Genomic DNA, 24,191 nt, shown 5'->3' on the forward strand with positions numbered 1-24,191 from the left:
TTATTTTTTAAAAAGGTTTAAATAAGATTTCACAATTTTCATGTCATCAAAATCTTTTCGAACACCTTTAACTTCCTGGTAAGTTTCGTGTCCTTTGCCAGCAATCAGAATAATATCATTGGTGTTGGAAATTTTGCATGCTGTTTTTATGGCTTCTTCTCTATTGGTGATGCTTAGTATCTTTTGTTGGTGTTGAGCCTCCACACCTTGCTCGATATCCTTGATGATTTCGTCGGGATCTTCGTTTCTAGGGTTATCACTTGTAAAAATCACTTGGTCACTAAACTTAGCTGCTATTTTGCCCATTTTAGGTCTTTTGGTTTTATCCCTATTTCCTCCACAGCCAACTACTGTTATCACTTTTTCATTTTTAGTTCTAATACTATTTATGGTCTCCAGCACATTTTTTAAGGCATCTGGAGTATGGGCATAATCGACAATTGCAGAGATGTTTTCGGTTTGACTTCTGAAATGTTCAAACCGACCATCTACAGGTTGAAGTTGGCTTAAAAATTTTAAGCTTTCCAGTTCATCTAAATTGAGCAAGTGTGCCACAGCATAAACGGCAAGGAGATTGTAGGCATTAAATTGACCAATGACTTTAGTCCAAACATCTTGATCGTTTATTTTTAGATGCAATCCACTAAAACTATTTTCAACGATTTTGGCTTTGTAATCTGCATAAGATTTTAATGCGTAAGTGTAGGTTTTGGCTTTACAGTTTTGAAGCATATAGCTTCCATTTTTGTCATCTATATTGGTGATGGCAAAAGCGGTCTTTTTAAGTTGGTCAAACAATTGTTTTTTGACATCTCTATAGGCTTCAAAAGTTTTGTGATAATCTAAATGATCATGGGATAAATTGGTAAAAACCGCAGCGTCAAAGTCTAATCCAAGTGAACGTTTTTGGTCTATGCCATGTGAGCTCACTTCCATAAACACATATTCTACACCATTATCATGCATTTGGCTTATATATTTGTTTATAGTCAAAGAATCTGGAGTAGTCAATTTTGTAGAATACTCATCGTCATTAATCAGAATCCTAACCGTAGAAATTAGACCAACGGGATATCCTAATTTCAAAAACAGCTGGTACAACAAGGTCGAGACTGTGGTCTTTCCGTTGGTTCCAGTCACCCCAATGAGCTTCAATTTTGAAGATGGATTATCATAATAATTAGATGAGATATAGGCGAGTGCTTCTCTGGTGTCTTTTACCTTGATATAAGTAACACCGTTTATTTTCAGCTTTGGAAACTCTTCGCAAACTATAGCAATAGCTCCTTTATCTACCGCCTTTTTGATGTAATCATGGCCATCAGAATGTGTCCCTTTTATGGCAACAAATATATCGTTTAGACCAATTTTTCTCGAGTCAAAATGTACGTTGGTAAAGGATTGGTTTGTTGATCCTTCAACCGCTTCAATACTTACTCTATACAATATGTCTTTTAATGTATTCAACCTAAAATGAGTTTGACGTTTTGATTCTTTTTTATTTTTTGACCTTTTTTGATTGACTGTTTAATCACTTTACCTTCACCTATAAAGCGGACGTTCAAATCCATATTTTCTAGTACAGATAATGCATCCATTAAAGACATTCCTTTGAGGTTTGGCATCGTATGGATTTGTTCTTGTATATTGGCTATTCTTTTATCCAAAAGGGATTCGTTTTTAAGCGCGTTGATAATGTCTATTTTGACTTGGTCTTTAATTGGGGTTTTGGTGTAGATTTTTTCAGCTATTTCTGCAAATACCGGAGCTGCAACTTGACTGCCGTAAAACCCTATTTTTGTATCTGGTTTATGAATAGTTACAATACAGGAGTATTTTGGATTTTCAGCAGGGAAATAACCAGCAAATGAAGCAATATATCTGCCACTTTCAATCCAATATTCAGTTTGGCATGTTCCTGTTTTTCCAGCCATAGAAAAACTCTCATTATAAATATTATCGGCAGTTCCTTTTTCTACTGTTTTCTTTAGTAATTCTTGTAAAATATTTGCAGTTTCTTTTGAACAGACACTATTTTGAATGATAGGTTTATTGTAAGAATTAATAACCTCTCCTTTGTCCATGACCTGTTTGATAAATCTTGGCTTTATTCTAATACCATCATTAGCAATAGCGTTGTAAAAGCTTAAGATTTGAAGTGGTGTCATTGATACACCATAACCAAAAGACATCCAAGGTAGAGTAGTGCCATACCAATTTTTGTCATCAGGGTGCGGAATTGAGGGCTGACCTTCACCTTTTATTTCAAGACCGATTTTTTTGTTTAGCCCCATATTTATTAATCTGTCGACAAATTTTTCAGGTTGGTCTTTGTAGAAATCATTAATTATTTGGGAGAAAGCTGTATTTGAAGAAACAGCGAAGGCTTGACCTACTGAAATTTTTCCATAACCACCTTCTCTTGAGTCTCTAACTGTTCTGTTGTAGTACTTAAGAATACCGTTTTGGGTATCTACGATTTTGGTGGTATCAACGACTTTATCTTCTAGGGCCACAGCGAGACTCATCAATTTAAATGTCGAACCGGGTTCATGACTTTCCCAAACAGCGTAATTTCTTTTTTCAAAGTAGGTGTTGTCTTTGGTTCTTCCCAAATTTGATATGGCTTTTATTTCGCCTGTTTTGGTTTCCATGACAATGACACTGCCGTGGTCCGCTTTAAATTTTTCAAGTTGTCTCAATAAAGCATGATGTGCAATGTCTTGTACGTTGACATCAATGGTAGACACGACATCTAAGCCATCCTGTGGCTCTACACTATTGCTATCATCAAGAGGTTTCCATTGGCCTTTGGATATTTTCTGTTTAAATTGTCTACCCTTTTTGCCCTTGAGGTATTCGTTAAAAGCACCTTCAAGGCCAACATTGTTATAACCTACTGTTCTTCGGCCAACTTTCCCCATAGGATGTTCTCGTTCTATACTTTGTTCAGCAATAAACCCACCTCTGTAAGGTCCTAATTTGAAAAGCGGAAAGGATTTAATCGTTTTGTATTCACTGTAGTCAACATTGTCAGCTATAAATAAATAACGGTTTTTCTGCTTCCTTGCATTTAATAATTTGTTTTTGTAATAAGAGACAGGTAGGTCAGAAAATTTTGAAAGTGCTTTTGATAAGGGTATTAGATTTTTATCAAAATCTTCTTTAGAAACTGTTACTGCGTCAAACCTAATTTCATATACGGGTACAGAGGTGGCTAATAAGTTTAAATTGGTGTCGTATAGATTGCCTCGGTTAGGTTCTATGATGAAGCTTTTGTATACACTTTTATTTGCAATATCTTTATAGTGATCGCCATCAATGATTTGAATTTGGATGATTTTATAGACAATAAAACCTGTAAATAAAACCAATGCCACAAGTATGACATAGAATCGCTTTAGTATGTTTTTTTGTTCTATCATTCAGACTTTGATTTTACAATAATTTCGTAAGGCGGTTCTTCAGAAAGTTTGATGCCTCTCTTGGTCATTATTTTTGTAACATTAGATTCCATTTTGAGTTGCATGACATCTTTTTTGGTATCCACAAACTCACTACGAAGCGCTTTCATTTGGGTTTTGAGTTCGGCAATCCGATACACTTTTCGGTCTGCACTATGAGAGCTGGCAATCATTACTAAAGCCAAAATGGCACAAAACAGAATAAAACTCCAATTTTTAAATGCACCATCTTGAATTAAAAATTTTCCTTTTATGATATCAATGACGCCTTTGCTCATATCTATATTTTTTCTGCAATCCTCAATTTTGCACTCCTTGAGCGATTGTTGTTTTCTGTTTCTTCTTGACCTGGCACTATTAGCTTACCTACTTTTTTAAATGGTTTCTTTACATTACCATAAAAATCTTTTTGGATATCATCATCAAAATTTCCACTTCTTATAAAGTGTTTCACTAACCTATCTTCTAGAGAGTGATAAGAAATTAAACTTAATCTACCTCCGGGTATTACAACTTCAGCAGTTTGCATTAGAAAATCTTTTAAAGCTTCAATCTCTTGATTGACTTCAATCCTCAAAGCCTGATATATCTGAGCTAGAAATTTATTCACCTTAGTCGAAGGCAAGAAAGGCTCTAAGACAGCGTTAAGTTGAAAAGTAGTTTCTATAGGCTGCGTTTGTCTGGCAGAGACAATTGCCGATGCCAGCTTTGGCGCCATTCTTAACTCTGCATATTGCTTTATGATTTTTGATAAGTGGTCTTCGGTATATGTATTGACAATTTGGTTTGCGTTGAGGTCTTGACTTTGGCTCATACGCATATCTAAATCTGCATCATACCTTAAAGAAAATCCACGCTCTGCTGTATTAAATTGATGAGAAGAAACGCCAAAATCTGCCAAAATACCATTTAAACAGTCAATTTTATAAAATTTTAAAAAGCGCTTGAGGTATCTGAAGTTTTCAGGGATCAATAAAAATCTCTTATCATCTATTTTATTGTTTACAGCCGCTTCATCTTGATCAAAACCAATTAATTTACCCTTAGCATTCAACTGACTTAAAATTTCACGAGAATGCCCGCCACCGCCAAAAGTTGCATCAACATAAATTCCATCAGGTTTTATGTTGAGCCCTTTAACGCTTTCCTTGCGCAATACAGGTATGTGGTAATCATTCTGTGTCATTATCGTTTCCCATTACGTTTTCAGCTAATTCAGCAAAATCATCGACATCTTCAATAGACGTTTCGTAAAGATCTTTATCCCAGATTTCAATAATATTAATGGCTGAGGATAACACGATATTCTTGCTCATGCCGGCAAAGGCTTTTAGGTCTTTTGGTATGAGTAGTCTTCCGTTAGTATCAACTTCGAGCACCTTGACACCAGCTGTAAATTTTCTGATGAAGTCGTTGTTTTGTTTTTTAAACCTGTTGAGTTTATTGATTTTCTCCATTAAGACATTCCACTCTTCCATGGGATAGAGTTCGAGACATTTTTGAAATACGGAACGCTTTAAAACGAAACCCTTTTCCAAATGGGAGTGCATTTGTTTTTTTAGAGCAGAAGGCACTAGCAATCGTCCTTTTGCATCTATTTTACACTCATATGTCCCAATATAATTTATCATTGACCCTATTGATTAGGTCAAATATATCAAAAAAATTACCACAATTTACCACTTTTACCCACATTGTTGATAAGTTTTTGAAAAGAAGCATTGGTTTTTATCCAGTTCTGCGTGACAAAGGTGCAAAACTAAGGCGATCAGCTTTTATCAAACATATTGAAAATCTAAGATAAATTACCTCTATTTTATTTAATTATATTTGATAATTAATCAACTATATATTTCAATCTACCATAATATGAATGATAAATTCGCAATTGTTTTAACAATACTTTTTTGTATATGTGTAATACAAATACCTCAAGCTCAGGTAAAAGTTGATTTGAAAAATGGGCAATGGTCTTTTTATATAAAAGATAAACCCTTTGATGTAAAAGGTGTTACATTTAGTTATAATGAAAGTAATAATTATGATAAATATTTTAAAGAATTAACCACTTTAGGTGTTAATACTATAAGAACTTGGGGAACAGATAACAACACTAAACACCTTCTTCATACAGCTCATAAGTACAACATAAAAGTTATGCTTGGTATTTGGATGCGTCATGGACAGCCAGGTATGGAAGCTGACGATAGTTTTGATTATTTAATTGATGAGCAAGGCAAACAAGATATGTATGATAATGCGATTAAAGTGGTAAATCAGTTCAAAAATCATCCTGCAATTCTAACATGGGGTGTTGGCAATGAAGTATATCTCAACACATCTACCGATGAGGAAAAAATAGCTTATTCAAAACTTTTAGAAAAAATTTGTTCAAAAATAAAAACTCTAGATCCTAATCATCCGGTAACATCAATTGAGGCTTGGACTTTTGGTGTTAAATGGTGGGAAAATTATGTACCATCCTTAGATTTATATGGCATTAATACTTATGGTAATGGCGCTGATGTTCTACATGAAGAATTGAAAAAGAAGAACGCCACAAAACCTTATGTCATTACAGAATTTGGAGTAAGAGGAGAATGGGAAATGAAAGCAGATGAAAATGGTGTAAAACCAGAACCATCAGTCCCTGAAAAATATGAAGCTATTGTTAAAGGCTATAATGAGTGGATTAAACCAAAACCAACTTGTCTTGGGGTATATATTTTCAGTTATGGCACAAGTGATGAATTTGTTGGACCATGGCTGCTCACCCATTTTAAAGGCATGACAAGACCGCAATATTGGGCAATTAGAGAAGCCTACACAGGTCAAAAACCTAAAAATTACGTGCCAAAAATTAAGTCTTTTGATATGCCTGATGCTAAAACCAAGAGCAAAACTTGGATACCTGTAAATCTAGAAGCAAGTGATAAAGAAAATGAAAAACTTGAGGTTTCTTTTTATTACAACCAACGCAAAGGCAGTCGAAAAAGACGAGATCAAATTTTAAAACTAAACTCTAGAGGTAATTTGGATTCTGGCTTTGAAATACAATTGCCAATTGTTCATGGCGGTATACAAGTATATGCTGTAATAAAAGACAGCTTTAATAATGCTGGTATAGCCACACAATCTATTTTTGTTGAAGACAAAAAAGAAGCCAAAAGGGAATTTCTCGTGCCACGTGTAGAATTACCATTTTATGTTTACAAAGACAATTCTGATTTGCCTTACACATTTTCTGCTTATATGGGAAATTACAAAGATGTTGAGGTTGACTTAGGACATACAAAAACAGTAAAATCTGGCGAAACGGCGATAAAAATCAGTTACAAATCAAAAAAAGGGTGGTATGGTTTAGGCTTTGTTGACCCTGCAAATGATTGGGGCGATATTCTTGATGGTTATGACATTGGCGACACTGAAACATCTAGCTTTTGGGCGAAAGCCAGTTATGGCGATTTAAACACTAAAATTGGATTTGGATTAATTGAAGATGATAAACCATACCCGGATTCTGATATAGAACTTATAGAAATTAAACTCACCAAAGAATGGAAAAAATATAGTATAAAAACCAAGCGCTCGGACTTGAGTTATTTCCGCTCAGGATTTGTGATTTTTACATCAGGCGAAGGTTTAACCCATGAAATTTTTATAGATGATATAGTATTTGAGTAATATTGGTTAAAATGGAGAGTATTTTATTGTTTTTCAATTGTATATACATTTAATAATACTAATTTAGGTTTATAATTAATAAGGACTACTATTAAAATCTAATTAAATTAAATAAAAATATTTAATTTTATAATCTATTAAAAATCATTTGCTATGATAAGCGATTCAACAGTTGATAAGGCATTGAAGATATTTGCCATTATTTTATTTTCTGTTTTAGTTATGGGTGAAATTGCTGAGTCGATAGGAGAACTTTTGGCTTTAGCATTATTAAAATAACACAATAAGTAATAATACCAATCAAAGTCTTAATTATCAACCTCATTTATTTCTTCCGCATATAAATATCAATAGGAACACCTTTAAAATCAAAATTTTCTCTGATTTTATTTTCAAGAAAACGTTTGTAAGGATCTTTGATGTATTGTGGTAAATTACAGAAAAAGGCAAACTGTGGATGATGTGTGGGAAGTTGAGTGATAAATTTAATTTTAACGTATTTGCCTTTAACAGCTGGTGGTGGAAATTTTTGAATCACGGGCAATAACACATCATTAAGTTTTCGGGTTTTGATGCGTTTACTTCGGTTTTGATAGACTTCAACTGCGGTTTCAATAGCTTTAAAAATTCGCTGTTTATTCACTACTGAAATAAACACAATCGGCACATCCGTAAAAGGTTCAATTTTGTGAAGAATGTGGGCTTTAAAATCTTTAACCGAATTGGTTTCTTTTTCGACCAAATCCCATTTGTTGACTAAAATCACAATCCCTTTTTTATTGCGTTGGACCAACCAAAAGATATTTTGCACTTGTCCATCAAAACCGCGTTGAGCATCAACTAGAAGCATACAAACATCTGAGCTTTCTATAGCTCTTACGCTTCGCATGACGGAATAAAATTCCAGGTTTTCTTTAACTTTTGCTTTTCGACGAATGCCAGCGGTATCTACTAACTTAAAGTCGAATCCAAATCGGTTGTAATGGGTGTCTATGGCATCTCTTGTGGTGCCGGCAACATCAGTTACAATATAACGCTTTTCACCAATTAAAGCATTTATAAAAGATGATTTTCCGGCATTTGGTCGACCTACAACGGTAAACTTGGGTAGGCTTTCATCATTTTTAAGAGTTTTTTCTGGTAGTGCTTTAACAAGGTCGTCTAGTAATTCTCCTGTACCGCTACCATTAATAGCAGATATGTTGTAATATTCACCAAGACCTAATGCATAAAACTCCATGGCATCCTGAATGTTTTTACTACTATCTACTTTATTAACAACAAGGAAAACCGGCTTCTTAGACCTCCGTAGAAGTTGTGCAACATCTTCATCCATTGCCGTAAGCCCATCTTTAACATCAACTAAAAATACAATCGCATCAGCTTCTTCAATGGCTAAATGCACTTGTTTATCAATTTCATTTTGAAAGACGTCATCACTGTTTTCTACATATCCACCAGTGTCTATTAAAGAAAATTCCTTACCATTCCACTCTGATTTGCCGTAATGACGGTCTCGCGTGACACCGCTTTCTGCATCAATAATGGCTTCACGTCTTTGAATCATACGATTAAAAAACGTAGATTTTCCCACATTTGGGCGACCAACAACTGCGACGATATTCGACATTAAATTTTAAAATTTTTGCAAAGATACATTTTTAATGTGGTAATTGTTTAATGCGTTAATTTGATAATGCGTTAATTTGATAATGCGTTAATTTGCTCATGCGTAAATTTTCAAATCCTTATCATTACAATAAGAACTTATAAATATTATTTAATGTGTTAATTTTTTTCTTTGGTTTCTTTTTGAACTTGAGATGATTGAGGATAGAATTTTTTTAATTTCTAATAAATCATCTTCTAAGCCTTCTGGATTTGGGTAAGTTTTTGAAAATTTACAAAGCCTCAACCAATAGCTAACTTCATTAGCTTCTTTATCAGCTATTTTTAATTTGTGAATAAAATCTAATCGACTTTCTGCACTTTGAGCCTCGTTTATGTTAGCACCAATTGACGTCCCTGCTTTTAAAACTTGGGTAGCAATAACATATTTCCTTTTGGATTCCAATAATTCAGCGTATTCAATAATATTTAAAGCAAACTCAAAACTCTTTTGTAAAATGATATTTTCCATGATTTAAATATTTTATTTAATTATAATTAAAATAACATCATTACAATCAAACAAATACTTCTAAATTTAATTTTTATAGTAATTATTTTTGTTTCCTAAAACCATCTAATTAACACATTATCACATTTTAAAATTATCACATTATTAACTCCCAGTACTCCCAAATCCGCCATCGCCACGTGAAGTTTCATCAAGTTTTTCAACCAATTGGAATTCGGCTTGTTCAAATTTAGCAATCACCATTTGCGCGATGCGCTTGCCGTTGGTAATTTCAAAATCATCTTGAGACAAGTTAACTAAAATCACACAAATTTCACCGCGATAATCTGCATCGATGGTGCCGGGTGAATTTAAAACGGATATACCGTGTTTAGCAGCGAGACCACTACGAGGTCTGATTTGTGCTTCATAACCTTCTGGTAATGCAATATGCAATCCTGTTTTAATGATTTTTCGTTCAAGAGGTTTTAATACGATAGGACTATCGCATACCGCTTTTAAATCTAAACCTGCTGAATCTTTAGTTTCGTATTGCGGTAAATTGTGTTCAGACGTATTGATAATCGGAATAATCATAGTTATGTTTTTTTAAGATAATGTAACAATTCTTGTTTTTCAAAAGTATAGGCTAAAATTAGATACCCCAAAATAAATAAAACGCCAATCCAAACTTGTTCTCTAAACAGATAAAAGGATAATGCAGAAAATGTAATGCCTAATAGAGTATAAATGGCTAAACGTTTTAATGGATATTTGATTTTATAATATTTTTGACCCAAAGTGTAAGACAACAGCATCATGCTACAATAAGCACATAATGTGGCAATAGCTGAAGCTTTAAATCCATAAAGTGGAATAAAAATAATATTGATGGCTAAAGTAACAAATGCCCCGATACTCGAAATTATTGCTCCAAACCTAGTGCGGTCAGTGATTTTATACCATACCGAAAGATTGTGATAAATCCCTAAACACAAATTTGCCAAAAGCAAAATGGGCACAACGTCTAAAGCTTCATAAAACACATCGTTTTGAATAATCAGCTTGAGATAATCTATAAATACTACAACAAACAGTAAGATAAAAATCCCACAAATCACAAAGTATTTGGTCACTAAAGCATAAGCTTTTTTTGGGTTTTTGGTTTGCGAATGGCTAAAGAAAAAAGGTTCTATACCGAGACGATAAGCCGTTGCAAAAAGCGTCATAAACATCGCTAATTTATAGCAAGCACCGTAAACACCAACTTGAGACTTTGCGATGTTTTCAGGTAATAAGTAGTTTAGCAAAATTTTATCTAAAGTCTCGTTGATTGAAAACGCCAAGCCTGCAATCAAAACAGGTAATGCATATTTCATCATGCTTTTCCAAAGCTTTGGGTCAAATTGATATTTCAGTTTTAAAAAAAATGGAGATAAGAGTAAAAACGTCAAACCGCTTGAAATGACAAAAGAAATAAAAATGTATTCTATTCTAAAATCAGCAACATAAATGCGGTTTAAAAACTCAAAATCATTTTTCCATGTGGGTAATTTTAAAAGTAAAAATAGATTCAACCCTAAATTTATAACGACATTGATGATTTTAATCACAGCATAACGAATTGATTTTTTATTGATACGCAGATAGGCAAAAGGAATCACACAAATGGCATCAAAAAATAACACCCAAACAATAAGTTTATAATGATAAGCATTCAGGTCTAAAGCTGTTGAAATTTCTGCACTAAATATTACTGACAACACTAAAAACAATAGACTCGAAAACAATATGGAAAGTGTTGCTGTACTGACAACTTTGCCTTTTTGATCTTGCTTGGTGAAAAATCGAAACACTGTGGTTTCCATCCCGTAAGATAAAATCACATTAAAAAAAATCAGATAAGAAAACACCAATGTAATGATTCCGTAATCTGAATCTGAAAAGAGTTTGGTGTAAAGTGGTACCAATAAAAAACTTAGCATTCGGGGTAAAACCGTCGCTAAGCCATAGACAAAGGTGTGTTTAAAAAGCGTTTTAAAAGGGTTCAATACCTCTGAATTTTCGGTAAAGGTAAGAAATGAGGTTAAATTTTATAACTGCAATGAAGTATTGTTTTGTGTTGGACTTTATGAGTCTATTGATTTAGAAAAATAAATTAAACTAAAAAAATGATGATAAAATTAGTAATGTCATGTTCTTTCACTTATTTTTTATTGAAAAATTTAATATGTACAAGGTTGTCAATACTTTGTGAATTGAAATGTAAAAATTGTAATAAAGATATAAAAGATTACGCCAGATTTTGTGAATCTTGTGGAGCGAAGGTTATGGATACCAAGATAAGTCTAGCGGTTTTGTTTCAGGAATTTATGTCTACTTATTTTGGTTGGGATATCAGTTTTGCTAAAAATTTAAGAGGATTGATTACCAAGCCTCACTTTGTCATCTCAGAATATTTGGGCGGTGTGAGAAAACGATACATGCCTCCGATAGTGTTTGTGAGTTTTGGAGTAGCTTTGTCTTCTATTGTGATGAATATCTACTCAGATGAATATTTAAATTTGACAAGTAGTTTTGGAGAAACACAGTTAGAAATCATTCAAGATAGTTATGACGAAGGGGTAATTGATGAAAAACAATATCAGGTTCAGCTTGACAGTATAGGAACTTCAAAAGAAATACAAAAAATAACATTAAAGTACTTTAATATAATCTCTTTCCTTTTACTACCTATTTATGCTTTATTCACATTATTGATTTTTTGTAGAAAGTACAATTATGGAGAACATTTAGTCATTAACAGCTATCTATTACTCTTGGACATTTGCAAAGCTTTTGAATTATGCACCAGGTAAAGCTGTATTAAAATTTTTGATACTTATCTTTCTACTTTTAGGTTTATTTATTATGACTAGTTTACTAATAGCTGTTTATATGATAACAAGTGAAATTGCGTAAGGTATATTGTTTTAAACAATTTGACAATTTTCAATTCATTTATCGATTGTTTTTTCGTTGCATTTCAGCTTGCCGCATCGGCATACTGTCAATGCGTTTAAAAAGTGACTTAGGGCTTACAGGCTCATTTCGCCTAAGTTTTATGGTGCCATCTAAGCCAACCAAGATGACTTCAAACGACTTTTGGAAAGAAATTTGGTCTTTTAAATACGCTAAAGGATTGTGTTTAGTTTTTGGATAATTAAATACTGGAGTAGCACCTTTGCTTGTCCAATGCATAATTCCGATTCTTCGCTCAATAGCTGAGGATTTGTCTGCTGTAATAGATTCAATCTGTTTTTGGTAGGCTGGATCATCTCGCTCAGCAACAACAATAAGCCAACGTCTGTTGGTCTGGTTTTGGGATAACATGGCAGTGCTTATTAATAATAAAATGATAAGGTAAAGCTTATTTTTTGAATCCATATTATAGGGTGTTTTTTATTTATCTTGATATGATACAGACTATTTAAAAAAATTACAGCTTAAAAATATCGGTGTTTTAATTGTGTCGACTTAGGCGACCCAATCTTCTAGCAAGTCTAAATTTTTAGGTTCGTTTTCTTGGAAAACTTCAGTTTTTGCTCTCAAGATAGCTTTCAAATGGTATTTAATAATTTTATCACGACCTGACTTCGTGTTTAGGATGTTTTGAAACTCCTCTAGGTTGTCAATAAAAAAATTTTCGGTTAATACAGCCGGCATCTTAGTTTTGGTCAAAACATAGAAACGTCGTTCTTTGTCCAGGTCGCCATCAGAAAAACCTGTTCTTAGTCTTCGGTCAGGAAATTCTTTTTTGTATTCTTCTCCAAAAATACTTGCTATTTGATCACTTTTGGTCACTCCAGGTGAGGTAAAAAATTCACAACCATGACCACCGCCTGCATTACTGTGAATACTCAAGTAAAAACTTTTTTTGGTTGGGTATTTATTAGCCCACCTTACTCTTGTATACAAAGTTACATCGCGATATTCCGGTGCAATGTTAACGTATGGAATTTTCAAAAAAGTTAATTTTTCAATCAAACCGTTGACAATGGCACGATTGAATTAGCCTTCGTAAATCACTCCATCTTTACCCCAGTTTTTTCTTTTGCCCGGTGTCACGTATTTACCATTAATAAGACCGCCATGACGATTATCTAATAAAACAATCATAATGTGTAATTTGATCTTTAAAAATACTAAAAAATTTTTGAGTGTCTTTTATACCTTGATTCTTACTTTAATAAATCAGAGCAATTGAACTTATATATGGCTAAATTGTCATAATTCATTTTCTCATGCTTACCTTTGTTAACTTATAATTGCGTAGATTGATATGAAATACTACATCATAGCCGGTGAAGCTTCGGGTGATTTACATGCGTCTAATTTGATGAAAGCCCTGCGACAAATCGATAACAACGCTGATTTTCGGTTTTGGGGTGGCGATTTGATGGCTGAAGTTGATGGAACTTTGGTAAAACATTATAGGGATTTAGCTTTTATGGGTTTTGCCGAAGTGGTGATGAATTTGAGAACCATTTTTAAAAATATAAAGTTCTGTAAGCAAGATATCCGAAGCTTTCAACCGGATGTTATTGTGTTTATAGACTATCCCGGGTTTAATTTTAGGATTGCCAAATGGGCGAAAGCACAAGGTTTTAAAACCCATTATTACATTTCTCCACAAATTTGGGCATGGAAAGAAAATCGCATCAAAGCCATCAAACACGATATTGATGAAATGTATGTCATTTTACCGTTCGAAAAAGACTTTTATGAACAAAAGCACAATTTTCTAGTACATTTTGTAGGCCATCCGTTGTTGGATGCCATTCGTGATTTTAAACCTAAAAGCTTCCAAGCTTTTACCAAAGAACATCAACTTTTGGATAAACCCATTATTGCCCTTTTGCCCGGAAGTCGTAAGCAAGAAATTTCAAAAATGTTGAGTATCATGTTGAATGTAGTTGATGATTTTCCAGACTATCAATTTGTGATAGCGGGTGCTCCAGGTCAAGATGCTCAATTTTATGAACAATTCAACGCCAAGAAACGCGTCTCTTATGTGCAAAACAAAACCTACGATTTACTCAGTGTTTCAACAGCAGCTTTGGTGACATCTGGGACTGCAACATTAGAAACTGCTTTATTTAAAGTTCCTGAAGTTGTTTGCTATAAAGGGAGTTTTATTTCTTACCATATTGCTAAACGCATTATCAGTTTAGATTATATTTCTTTAGTTAATCTCATTATGGATAAACCTGTTGTTAAGGAGTTGATCCAAAATGAATTGAATACTGTAAATTTAAAATCTGAACTTCGTAAAATTTTAGACACTGAACACAGAAAACAACTATTTTTAGATTATTACGAGTTGGAACAAAAACTCGGTGGAGCCGGAGCTAGCCAAAAAACCGCACAACTGATATTTGAAAAAATACAGTAAATTCGCAAATTATGACTAAGAGTATTCAATTATCCCACGGAAAATCGGCTTATTTTGCTAGCGATAGCCATCTCGGAGCACCCAATCAAGAAGCGAGCAGAGTTCGTGAACTAAAATTGGTGAGTTGGCTTGACGGAATAAAAGAAGATGCAGAAGTCATCTTTCTACTCGGCGATTTGTTTGATTTTTGGTTTGAATATAAAACAGTTGTCCCAAAAGGGTTTGTAAGGATTTTAGGAAAATTAGCTGAATTGTCTGATGCCGGAATACCCATCCACTTTTTTGTAGGCAACCATGATTTATGGATGAAAGACTATTTCCAAAAAGAACTCAATATACCGGTTTATCATAAACCGCAGATTTTCTTAATCAATGATAAGCTTTTTTTTATCGGTCATGGTGATGGCTTAGGACCAAATGACAAAGGCTATAAACGCATGAAAAAAGTGTTTACCAATCCATTTTGTCAATGGTTGTTTAGATGGTTGCACCCGGATATAGGTGTGCGATTAGCGCAACATCTCTCTGTTAAAAATAAATTGATTTCAGGTGAAGAAGACGCCAAATTTCTCGGCGAAGACAAAGAGTGGTTAGTGCAATACGCTAAGCAGAAACTAAGAGAAAAACATTACGATTATTTTATATTTGGACATCGTCACTTGCCTTTAAATATTCAACTAAAACCTAACAGTCAATATATTAATCTTGGAGATTGGATTAATTATTATACCTATGGAAAGTTTGATGGTAATAAATTTTTACTTGACGATTTAAAGTAATGAATAGCTTATTTTAAATTCTTTTTATCGTCATCAGGGGTTTTATCATCTTCTTTAGAAGCATCTTTAAACTCTTTTATACCACTACCAAGACCTCTCATTAATTCTGGTATTTTTTTACCACCAAAGAGGAGTAAAATAGCAATACCTATAATAACCCATTGCCAAGGTCCCATTGCGAATATTACATTAAGTGAATGCATGTCTTATATTTTAAGATACAAATTTAATTAATATCTAGTGATAATATGTGTTTATGACTTAAAATTAATTAAATAGTTGAAACAGTCAATTTTATTTCTTTTAATGATTTTTGAAAATTATAAAATATGTTAACCTCCTATTAACAGCATATAAGTACAACTTTCGTTAATTTTGTATAAATCTTTAAAATATATATATTATGTCAAATAACACTGGAAATACTATCGTCGCTTTACTTACCGGAGCAGCCATTGGTGCTGGTTTTGGTCTGTTATATGCTCCACAAAGTGGAAAAGAAACAAGAGAGCAACTCAAAGAAGAGGCAGGAAAAGCCAAAGATAAATTGAGTAAAGAATACGATGATTTATCTGCTCAAGTCTCAGATTTTGCAGATTCTGCAAAAAGTAAATTTGAGAAACGTGTCGATAAGCTTTTTAAATCTGCAAACAATCAAGCTGATGATATATTAGCTAATATGGAATCAGAATTAGAAAGTTTAAGAAAAAAAAACGCCGACTTAGTTAAAGAGTTAGATAAATTAAAAGCTTAGAATGTCTAATCAAAACATGGGTGAGCATCTCAATAACCTATCTGATGATGCTAAAACTTATATTGAAAGTGAAATAGCTTACTACAAGCTCGATGCTTATAAAAAATTAATAAAGGCAACGTCATCTTTGCTGAAATTCCTTATAAACGCTGGAATAGTCTTGCTCATTTTTGCATTTCTTTCAATTGGTTTAGGTTTACTATTAGGTAAATTGATAGGGTATTATTATGTAGGGTTTTTTATTATTGCAGGAATTTATTTTGTAATACTTTTATTAATATTAATTTTTGGAAAACCTTTTATAGAGAAATCCGTATTAAAAATTTACAACCAAATATTTGAGGACATTTAAATTATAGAATTTTGAGAAATTACCAGTCTATGGAAGATATCGATAAACACCTTAAAATTTTAAGGTTGCAAGCCGATATTCATAAACAGCGAGCTGAAATAGATTTAAAGTACATCAAGCACACTTTAAAGCCATCAAACCTTTTTGCTGAATTTGTGGCAATGTTAAGCCAAAAATATCTATACAAAAAAATTGTACAGATCATTGTAAATAAATTTAGAGCATAAAAAAAAGCACTTTCAAAAAAGTGCTTTTTTTTATTAGTAAAATAAATATTATTATTCCACTTCGATGTCTTCAGTGTTGTCTATCAATACTTGACCTCTATAATATAATTTGCCTTCATGCCAATGCGCTCTATGATATAAATGCGCTTCTCCGGTGGTTGGGTCAGTAGCAATTTGAGGCATTTCGGCCTTAATATGAGTACGTCTTTTATCTCTACGTGTTTTAGAGGTTTTTCTTTTTGGATGTGCCATTTTCTAATCTTTTAATAATTTTTTTAATTTATCCCAACGAGGGTCTATTTCTGGATTTTCAGTATTTTTTTGATTGATGCTATGACGATTTAATTTGTCAAGAATTTCAGAATCTAAAGTACCGTCTTCTACTCCAGGATGAACTTTTTTGGAAGGTAAAGCCAAAACTACGCATTCATAAATGAATTGTTCAATTTGTATTTCATCCTGTCCGAAGGGAATAATCAACAACTCTTCGTTTATCTCTTTGTATTCATCTCCAAATTTTACAACTAAAGATAAACTGTTTTCTATTGGCAAGTAAAAATGCTCTAAAGTCAAGTCACACTCGACTTCCACTTTACCTTCAATGTGAAAATCAAATTCGAGATGGGTATTTTTTTTGACCAAATAGATATCAACCTGAATATCTGATTTCAAAAATTCTTGGTAATCAAATTCATCAAAGAACGTATTATCTATCTTATACTCAAATTGATGTTCTCCTTCCTTTAGGCCAACAAAACGAATGGCATAATCTTCAAGATTCAACATCATCACATCAATTTTGAACTTACAAATATAAAAATTATTTAGAAATTATCTGATTTAAAATTTAATTTTATGAACCTAACCTCGATTACTTGACTTTAAGCGGGTTTTTAGTCAATTGCTTATATTCTGTTCTATTGTTATTAATTTTAATAGCCTCAAAAACTGCTTTTGTAAACGAACTTGGGTCTGCTTTACCTTGACCTGCGATATCAAAACCTGTTCCATGATCTGGAGAAGTTCTTATATAATTTAAACCCGCAGTAAAATTCACACCGTGTCCAAAAGATAAGGTTTTGAATGGAATTAAACCTTGATCATGATAAGCTGCAACAATGGCGTCAAAATTTTTATAGTTCTTAGATCCAAAAAAACTATCAGCAGCATAGGGGCCAAATACATAAGGCTCAGTTTTGTTTATTTCAGACAAAGTAGGTCTTATAATATCATCGTCTTCTTTACCAATAACACCATTATCTCCAGTATGTGGGTTGATACCTAATACAGCTATCTTTGGGACATCAATTTGATAGTCTTGTTTTAATGAGTTTTTGACTGTGTTTATTTTTTGTTTTATGCGATCTGGAGTGATATGCTTTGAAATATCTTTTACAGGCACATGATCTGTAAGTAATCCAACTTTTATAGGGTCTGAGACCATAAACATCAAGGCATTACCACCGAGTTCTTGTTCTAAAAAATCGGTGTGGCCCGGAAATTTAAAGTCGTCTGCCTGGATACTGTTTTTATGTATAGGTGCGGTCACTAACACATCGACATGCCCTGCTTTTAAAGCATTTGTCGCAGAACGTAAAGATTTAATAGCAAAAACTCCTGCGGCTTTGTGTTCTTGACCAAATTCTATTTTAGGGTTATTTTTCCATGAATTGACCACATTGATTTTTCCTTCAATAATCTTTTCCGATGATTTTACACCTTGAAATTTTAAGTTGAGTTTGAAATGTCTTTTTAAAAAAGACAACATTTTAGTATGTGCGAATATCACTGGTGTACAAAACTCAAGCATCCGCTCATCCTCAAAGGTCTTTAAAATAATTTCAGAACCAATGCCGTTGATGTCGCCAATACTTATACCGACTTTTGGAAGACTTTTTGAAGATTTTGTAATTTTTTTTGTCATAAATTCAGATCTCAATATACGCTAAATAAAAATTAACATAAGACTTTAAATAGATAATACTTTTTATTTAAACTAAATTTGCATGCAAAGATAATTAAATAAATCTGCTTTATGTTTACAGGAATCATTGAAGAAATTGGCGAAGTTATAAATATAGAAAAGGATAAAACCAATGTCAATTTTGACATTAAAGCCCAAATAGCAAAAGAACTCAAAATTGACCAAAGTGTCTCACATAACGGTGTTTGTCTTACGGTTGTTTCGGTAGATTACTCTAAAAGTACTTATAGGGTAACTGCCATTGATGAGACGTTAAAAAAAACCAATTTTGGAAAATTGACGGTTGGTAGCAAGCTCAACTTAGAACGTGGCGCTTTAATCAATTCTCGTCTTGACGGTCATATTGTTCAAGGTCATGTTGACCAAACGGCTCAATGTATTCAAGCTGAAGAGATAGGCGGAAGCTGGGTTTTTCGTTTTGAGTATGACTCAAAGTTTAATAATGTTACCATTGAAAAAGGATCGATTACAATCAACGGTGTAAGTTTAACCGTTGTCGATAGCGAAATCAATTCCTTCAGTGTTTCAATTATCCCTTACACTTACCATCACACCACATTTAAGACACTTGAAGCTGGTGAAATTGTCAATCTTGAGTTTGATGTCATAGGTAAATATGTAAAAAGGCTTTTCGAGTTAAAAAACGATTAGAGTTTTCATCTTTACTTTCATTACAGACTAGTTTAATTTCAGATTTAGGATTATTTTATTGATATATATCCAATTAAATATTGCCTATTGTATTCATGACAAAATATATTAATATCCAAAAATAATTTAGAACGCATATTAATCTTGATTTTAACAGAAAAATATCTTAAAATTTAATAATATTGGACTTTTAAATTTTGTGTCATTCCATTGTTTTATGAAAATTAATTTATACCCATATAGCCTAATTTTATGTTTTTTATGTTTTTTATGTTTTTCAAATTTAAGTGCACAAGATGATGAGGAATGTAATACTGGATTAGACATTCATATTGCAAATGATATTTCGGGTTCAGTAGATGCAACAGAATTTCAGCAATCAAAGGATTTTATAACTCAATTAGGGCTCTCTTTCGCTGGCTCCCTTGGAACTGACGATTCGGAAACAAGAATTTCAATTAGTAACTGGTCATCGGGTCCAGGTAACTTTTTAGAGTTTAATTTTCCTATAGCTGGTCCAAATTATACAACCGAAATTTCAGATGTGGTGGCATTTGGTGAATCTACCAGACCCTTTTCTGGTGGCACTGATATCTATACAGCACTTTTAAATGCTTTTAATTGGGTTAATCAAAATCCCGTAACAGACAGAAGTGTTCCTAAGGTCATTGTACTTTTAACCGATGCGTTTTGTGATCAAGTCCCAGCAAACCTAACCAATCTTGCGACTCAAATTAAAAGTCAAGGCATCATAATTATTTTATTAGCTGTAGATACTGCCTCTGGTTGTACAGAACTTCAAGGAACTAATGTGGCCTCTCCCAATGGCTACTTTAGTGCACCTAATTATACAGCGCTTCAGAATAACGCTGTAAATTTCGTTCAAGATATTACGCAAGTAGGTTGCGATGGTGACCCGCCAGACCTTTCAAATGCATTCGATCTTACTATTGAACTTTCTAACTATGAACTTATAAATTGTAATCCAGGACCACCAGAAGGCTCAGTGCAATACACCATAACAAACAATGATTTGCTAAATCCTTTCAATGATGTTTTAAAGATATCATATTATGATGGTGACCCTACTGTGCCGGGAACGCAGTATTTATTTACTGAAGATTTAAATGTGCAAAATATTCCTGCCAACGGAGGTACTTTTAATAGTTTAGTTACGAGCCAAACATTTTTAAGTGCTACACAATTGTATGCTGTGGTCAATTTTGATGGTAGTACACCTGGAAATGAAGTCCCTTTATTGTTTTCTGACCTGCCAGATCAAGTTGAAGTTGATTCTGAAGAGCAAGTTGCCAACAATATTTCTGATCCGATAGATCGAGTCGATGATGGCAATTGTGCCGAGTTTGCAAATATTGATGTTCAAGTCACAAATTCTGGTGTGGGTTGTGACGCACAAGTGTTTTACACAGTTGAGGTTTGCAATATAGGTACGGGAAATGCAGTAATGGACGCCAATGATATAAATCACCTACCACCAAATGGATTTAACCTCCAATCTTCTGATTTAGTTGGCTCAAATCCTTTTATTTCAGATATTGCTATTGGACCAGAACAAATTGTATCGATAAATGAAAATGATGAATTGGGTGATGTTTTTGCTGCAGATCTAGATGGCGATGGCGATCTAGATGTCATTTCCGCAAATTTAAATGACGAAAAAGTTGCCTGGTACGCCAATGACGGTGCGGGTAATTTTGGTGCTCAGCAACCCATCTCTTCAAACATGGGAACGGCAAGATTGGTTTATGCTGCCGATCTTGACGGTGATGGTGATCAAGATGTTTTAGCTGCCGGAGATTTTCCCAACGAAATCACTTGGTTTGAAAATGATGGTGCAGGTAATTTTACTAACCAAATAATTGTATCATCATCACTAGAAATCCCAAATGATATTTCAACTGCAGACTTAGATAATGATGGGAATTTGGATATATTAGTCGCTTTTGGTGATGACGATAATGTCGCTTGGTATCAAAATGACGGCACTGGTAATTTTGGTCCACAACAGATTATAACAGCAAATGCTATTGGAGCGAGTTCTGCTGCTGCAGGAGATTTTGATGGCGATGGTGACTTAGATGTCGTTTCAACTTCAGCAACTGATGATAAAATAGCTTGGTACCAAAATGATGGCTCCGGAAATTTTGGACCTGAACAATTTATAAATATATCTGCTTCTACAGACGAAGAAGTTAAGGTAGCAGATATAAATGGCGATGGTGCAATTGATATAATTGCTACCGGTGCAAATCAAGTCACATGGTTTGAAAATGATGGCAGTGGAAATTTTGGACCAGAAGTCTTTATAAGCAATACTGCAAATTCTGCTCAGTCCATATTTACAGTAGATTTTGACAGTGATGGTGACTTAGATGTATTAGGTTCTTCTGGAACATTTACATCTCAATCTAAAATAAGCTGGTTTGAAAATGATGGCAGTGGAAATTTTGGTGCAGAACAATTTGTCACCGGTAATATTAATGAGCCACAGACTGTTTTTGCTGGAGATTTTGATGGAGATAATGACCCTGATGTACTTTCTATATCAACATCAGAAGATAAAATTGTTTGGTATGAAAATCTTATCGTAACAAAGCTTCCAGCTCAGACTTGTGCTACTTATGAATATGTATATGACATTAATGGTTTACCCGCTGGTGATTATGATTATACTGTTGCTGTAGAGGCGACAGCCGAAGCTGGCATAAACCCTTTTGTCATCTTTAATCCAAACACAGATTTTAGTTTTGGTACTGAGACAGGCTTAGATGGTTTCGATGGTACAGCAAATACTAGTGATGATCTTACATTTAATGGAACTACATCAGATTGTGTGCCTGGAGAACAAATTACAGTTGATGTTTCAATGACTGGAGACGGAAGCTGTCCTGATGATTTTAGTACTGCTACAATAACGATTAACAACCAAAGCGGTTTAACCCTTAACAATACTGTGCTTACTTTAGACCTATCTGGAACAGGTACCGTTTTTAATGGAGAACCATATAATTTGACAAATGGACTTGTTCTTGCAGAACCTAATATTTTTGATCCGAATTATCCTAATGTTCCCAATGCCCTATCTCAACAAAATGGTATTCAATCTCTCGATATTTTCAACTTACCTGGAGGAATTTCAACATTTGATGTGGACATTTTTATCGGAACAGATCCAATTGATTTATCGATTGAGGTCTCTCAAATTCCAACAAATATTAATGACACAGGCGTTGCTTCAGGCGCAGATAGTATAACACCCGCAGCTCTCCCGACTATTACTGGATCTTGCCCGGGTGATGTCACCATCTCTGACACTACGATAGATTTGAACTTCACAGTTTCTAATGCAGCATCCATAACTTGGACTTCTGGAACTCAGGGCGATTTTACAAATCCGAATTCCGGTACAACTACATATCTTATAAGTGATCAAGATTTAGCAAATGGATTTGTAAACTTATCTTTACAAGCAGTATCTGCTGGAGGTTGTTTAGAGATATTTGATTGTCAAGTCAACATAACTGGAGGTCTATTTGATTATGGGGATGCTCCAATCACTTATGATTTGAATGAAAATAGTGTCCCAGTTGCAGCAGGAGCCTTAATTAATTCAGATGTATTTTTTGGCTCAATTTTACCAGGTGATGAACCAACAAATCAACCTACTCCTGATGCGACAGGTGATGGAAATGAAGAAGACGCTATTTCATTATTTTTATTTACAAATCCTTCACCTGGCGGGACTTTTGAAATAGATGTAGAAGTGACCAATAATAGTAATGAGCCAGTATTTGCACACGGCTTTTTAGACTGGAATGTTGATGGTGATTTTATAGCTGACACTGACGAGAAATCTGAACTTTTAACTATTCCTGCAAACTCTGGTTCAGACACCTATCAGCTTATTTTTAATGTTCCCAATAACTTTGACACCTCAGTTGAAAATAAATTTTTGAGATTAAGATTAAGTAGTGATGAATTGGCTGTTGGCTTACCTTATGGTTCTGCCGCTAACGGTGAAGTTGAAGACTATTTACTTACGATTAACGAGGATGGTTGTGCGTCCTTAGAAAATGATATTTCTGATCCAACACCTATCGAAGTTTGCCAAGCTTCATCCGGTGGAGACTTAAGTGATGAAACTGCAACATTTGACTTGAGCACTAAAATTAATGAGATTACACAAGGTGACACAACACTAGAAGTTGAGTTTTTTGAAAGTCAAGTCGATTTAGACAATGATAATCCGATCAACCCGATAAATAACTTCGTCAACACCGTAAACCCACAAACATTAGAGGTCAGAGTTTTTGACCCCTCAACGGGTTGTGAAGCATTCACAAACTTGACTTTAGTTATCAATGTTTTACCAAACTTACCACCAGATTTTGGCACATTAGAAGAATGTGATGATGATGCCGATGGTCAAGTAATTTTTAATTTGACGTTAGCTCTTTCTGATTTTTTAACTAATAATCCTAATTATAACGCAACATACCACATTTCCCAACCCGACGCCACCGGCGGAGTCAACCCGATTGGCGATCCTACGACCTACCAAAACACGAGCAATCCTCAAACCATTTGGGTAAGACTAGAAAACCAAGGCGATACAAGTTGCTTTGAGGTAGCCAGCTTTGAGCTGTCAGTGACAGACTCAGCCCCAGTCAACTTAGACCCACCGGATTTGGTCGAATGCGACGATGACAACGACGGGTTTTT

At 33.9% G+C, this 24,191-nt stretch carries 25 protein-coding genes and 1 pseudogene; 11 read left to right on the plus strand and 15 right to left on the minus strand.

Features of this window, described 5'->3' with window-relative positions; genetic code table 11:
• Genes FCN74_RS04370 through mraZ form a run of 5 tightly spaced genes read right to left on the minus strand, consistent with a single transcriptional unit; the run spans position 1 to position 5,095 of the window.
• Positions 1-1,467, minus strand: coding sequence for a UDP-N-acetylmuramoyl-L-alanyl-D-glutamate--2,6-diaminopimelate ligase (locus tag FCN74_RS04370; RefSeq protein WP_138931358.1), 1,467 nt, complete (start codon positions 1,465-1,467; stop codon positions 1-3).
• Entirely contained in the window at positions 1,464-3,425 is a 1,962-nt protein-coding gene (locus FCN74_RS04375) for a penicillin-binding protein (RefSeq protein WP_138931359.1), read from the minus strand. The genes FCN74_RS04370 and FCN74_RS04375 overlap by 4 nt, the downstream gene beginning before the upstream one ends.
• On the minus strand, positions 3,422-3,742 hold the full coding sequence (locus tag FCN74_RS04380) for an FtsL-like putative cell division protein (protein WP_138931360.1): 321 nt from the start codon (positions 3,740-3,742) through the stop codon (positions 3,422-3,424). The genes FCN74_RS04375 and FCN74_RS04380 overlap by 4 nt, the downstream gene beginning before the upstream one ends.
• A gap of 2 nt (positions 3,743-3,744) precedes the next feature.
• Positions 3,745-4,650, minus strand: coding sequence for a 16S rRNA (cytosine(1402)-N(4))-methyltransferase RsmH (gene rsmH / locus FCN74_RS04385; RefSeq protein WP_138931361.1), 906 nt, complete (start codon positions 4,648-4,650; stop codon positions 3,745-3,747).
• Complete coding sequence (gene mraZ / locus FCN74_RS04390; protein WP_138931362.1) at positions 4,637-5,095, minus strand: division/cell wall cluster transcriptional repressor MraZ; 459 nt, start codon at positions 5,093-5,095, stop codon at positions 4,637-4,639. The genes rsmH and mraZ overlap by 14 nt, the downstream gene beginning before the upstream one ends.
• 238 nt (positions 5,096-5,333) lie before the next feature.
• Between mraZ and FCN74_RS04395 the strand changes: the two genes are divergently transcribed.
• Complete coding sequence (locus FCN74_RS04395; protein WP_138931363.1) at positions 5,334-7,148, plus strand: glycoside hydrolase family 2 TIM barrel-domain containing protein; 1,815 nt, start codon at positions 5,334-5,336, stop codon at positions 7,146-7,148.
• 153 nt (positions 7,149-7,301) lie between these two features.
• Positions 7,302-7,427: a hypothetical protein gene (locus tag FCN74_RS12275; RefSeq protein ID WP_262710017.1), complete on the plus strand. Its 126-nt coding sequence runs from the start codon at positions 7,302-7,304 to the stop codon at positions 7,425-7,427.
• Between the two features lie 46 nt (positions 7,428-7,473).
• Here FCN74_RS12275 and der read toward each other — a convergent pair whose 3' ends face one another.
• From der to FCN74_RS04415, 4 genes are all read right to left on the minus strand, one after another.
• Entirely contained in the window at positions 7,474-8,778 is a 1,305-nt protein-coding gene (gene der / locus FCN74_RS04400; protein ID WP_138931364.1) for a ribosome biogenesis GTPase Der, read from the minus strand.
• Positions 8,779-8,928: 150 nt separating this feature from the next.
• Complete coding sequence (locus tag FCN74_RS04405) at positions 8,929-9,288, minus strand: four helix bundle protein (protein WP_138931365.1); 360 nt, start codon at positions 9,286-9,288, stop codon at positions 8,929-8,931.
• Between the two features lie 144 nt (positions 9,289-9,432).
• Complete coding sequence (gene dut / locus FCN74_RS04410) at positions 9,433-9,864, minus strand: dUTP diphosphatase (RefSeq protein ID WP_138931366.1); 432 nt, start codon at positions 9,862-9,864, stop codon at positions 9,433-9,435.
• A gap of 2 nt (positions 9,865-9,866) precedes the next feature.
• Positions 9,867-11,318 carry an oligosaccharide flippase family protein gene (locus FCN74_RS04415; RefSeq protein ID WP_138931367.1) on the minus strand — a complete coding sequence of 484 codons (1,452 nt, stop codon included), beginning with the start codon at positions 11,316-11,318 and terminating at the stop codon, positions 9,867-9,869.
• A gap of 138 nt (positions 11,319-11,456) precedes the next feature.
• Here FCN74_RS04415 and FCN74_RS12400 point away from each other — a divergent pair.
• Together FCN74_RS12400 and FCN74_RS04420 are read left to right on the plus strand one after the other, a co-directional pair.
• Positions 11,457-11,591: pseudogene (locus FCN74_RS12400) on the plus strand (zinc-ribbon domain-containing protein); the annotation flags it as partial.
• Between the two features lie 6 nt (positions 11,592-11,597).
• Positions 11,598-12,125 (plus strand): DUF3667 domain-containing protein, encoded by a 528-nt coding sequence (locus FCN74_RS04420; protein ID WP_246062550.1) that lies wholly within the window; start codon positions 11,598-11,600, stop codon positions 12,123-12,125.
• A 142-nt stretch (positions 12,126-12,267) separates the two neighbouring features.
• On the opposite strand, the gene FCN74_RS04425 is transcribed toward FCN74_RS04420, so the two are convergent.
• Both FCN74_RS04425 and FCN74_RS04430 read right to left on the minus strand, forming a co-directional pair.
• Entirely contained in the window at positions 12,268-12,693 is a 426-nt protein-coding gene (locus FCN74_RS04425) for a DUF4174 domain-containing protein (RefSeq protein ID WP_138931369.1), read from the minus strand.
• 90 nt (positions 12,694-12,783) lie between these two features.
• Positions 12,784-13,272, minus strand: coding sequence for an N-acetylmuramoyl-L-alanine amidase (locus FCN74_RS04430; protein WP_246062551.1), 489 nt, complete (start codon positions 13,270-13,272; stop codon positions 12,784-12,786).
• A 316-nt stretch (positions 13,273-13,588) separates the two neighbouring features.
• Here FCN74_RS04430 and lpxB point away from each other — a divergent pair, with 316 nt between their 5' ends.
• Positions 13,589-14,701 (plus strand): lipid-A-disaccharide synthase, encoded by a 1,113-nt coding sequence (gene lpxB, locus FCN74_RS04435; protein WP_138931370.1) that lies wholly within the window; start codon positions 13,589-13,591, stop codon positions 14,699-14,701.
• Positions 14,702-14,712: 11 nt separating this feature from the next.
• Positions 14,713-15,480 carry a UDP-2,3-diacylglucosamine diphosphatase gene (locus FCN74_RS04440; protein ID WP_171047099.1) on the plus strand — a complete coding sequence of 256 codons (768 nt, stop codon included), beginning with the start codon at positions 14,713-14,715 and terminating at the stop codon, positions 15,478-15,480.
• A gap of 8 nt (positions 15,481-15,488) precedes the next feature.
• Here FCN74_RS04440 and FCN74_RS04445 read toward each other — a convergent pair whose 3' ends face one another.
• Positions 15,489-15,683 (minus strand): Sec-independent protein translocase subunit TatA/TatB, encoded by a 195-nt coding sequence (locus FCN74_RS04445; protein ID WP_138931371.1) that lies wholly within the window; start codon positions 15,681-15,683, stop codon positions 15,489-15,491.
• Positions 15,684-15,883: 200 nt separating this feature from the next.
• On the opposite strand from FCN74_RS04445, the gene FCN74_RS04450 reads away from it, so the two are divergent.
• Genes FCN74_RS04450 through FCN74_RS04460 form a run of 3 tightly spaced genes read left to right on the plus strand, consistent with a single transcriptional unit; the run spans position 15,884 to position 16,813 of the window.
• On the plus strand, positions 15,884-16,234 hold the full coding sequence (locus FCN74_RS04450) for a YtxH domain-containing protein (RefSeq protein ID WP_138931372.1): 351 nt from the start codon (positions 15,884-15,886) through the stop codon (positions 16,232-16,234).
• Position 16,235: 1 nt separating this feature from the next.
• Positions 16,236-16,586 (plus strand): phage holin family protein, encoded by a 351-nt coding sequence (locus FCN74_RS04455; protein ID WP_138931373.1) that lies wholly within the window; start codon positions 16,236-16,238, stop codon positions 16,584-16,586.
• An 11-nt stretch (positions 16,587-16,597) separates the two neighbouring features.
• Positions 16,598-16,813: a DUF6327 family protein gene (locus FCN74_RS04460; protein ID WP_138931374.1), complete on the plus strand. Its 216-nt coding sequence runs from the start codon at positions 16,598-16,600 to the stop codon at positions 16,811-16,813.
• Positions 16,814-16,864: 51 nt separating this feature from the next.
• Here FCN74_RS04460 and rpmF read toward each other — a convergent pair whose 3' ends face one another.
• From rpmF to pdxA, 3 genes are all read right to left on the minus strand, one after another.
• Positions 16,865-17,065 carry a 50S ribosomal protein L32 gene (rpmF, locus tag FCN74_RS04465; protein ID WP_138931375.1) on the minus strand — a complete coding sequence of 67 codons (201 nt, stop codon included), beginning with the start codon at positions 17,063-17,065 and terminating at the stop codon, positions 16,865-16,867.
• Positions 17,066-17,068: 3 nt separating this feature from the next.
• Positions 17,069-17,599 (minus strand): YceD family protein, encoded by a 531-nt coding sequence (locus tag FCN74_RS04470; RefSeq protein WP_138931411.1) that lies wholly within the window; start codon positions 17,597-17,599, stop codon positions 17,069-17,071.
• 85 nt (positions 17,600-17,684) lie between these two features.
• Complete coding sequence (pdxA, locus tag FCN74_RS04475; protein ID WP_138931376.1) at positions 17,685-18,737, minus strand: 4-hydroxythreonine-4-phosphate dehydrogenase PdxA; 1,053 nt, start codon at positions 18,735-18,737, stop codon at positions 17,685-17,687.
• Positions 18,738-18,848: 111 nt separating this feature from the next.
• Between pdxA and FCN74_RS04480 the strand changes: the two genes are divergently transcribed.
• Positions 18,849-19,448 carry a riboflavin synthase gene (locus FCN74_RS04480; protein ID WP_138931377.1) on the plus strand — a complete coding sequence of 200 codons (600 nt, stop codon included), beginning with the start codon at positions 18,849-18,851 and terminating at the stop codon, positions 19,446-19,448.
• Between the two features lie 217 nt (positions 19,449-19,665).
• A partial coding sequence (locus FCN74_RS04485) for an FG-GAP-like repeat-containing protein (protein WP_138931378.1) occupies positions 19,666-24,191 on the plus strand: 4,526 nt, incomplete at its 3' end.

Origin of the sequence: Mesohalobacter halotolerans (assembly GCF_006120725.1) — a bacterium.
Lineage (GTDB): Bacteria > Bacteroidota > Bacteroidia > Flavobacteriales > Flavobacteriaceae > Psychroflexus > Psychroflexus halotolerans.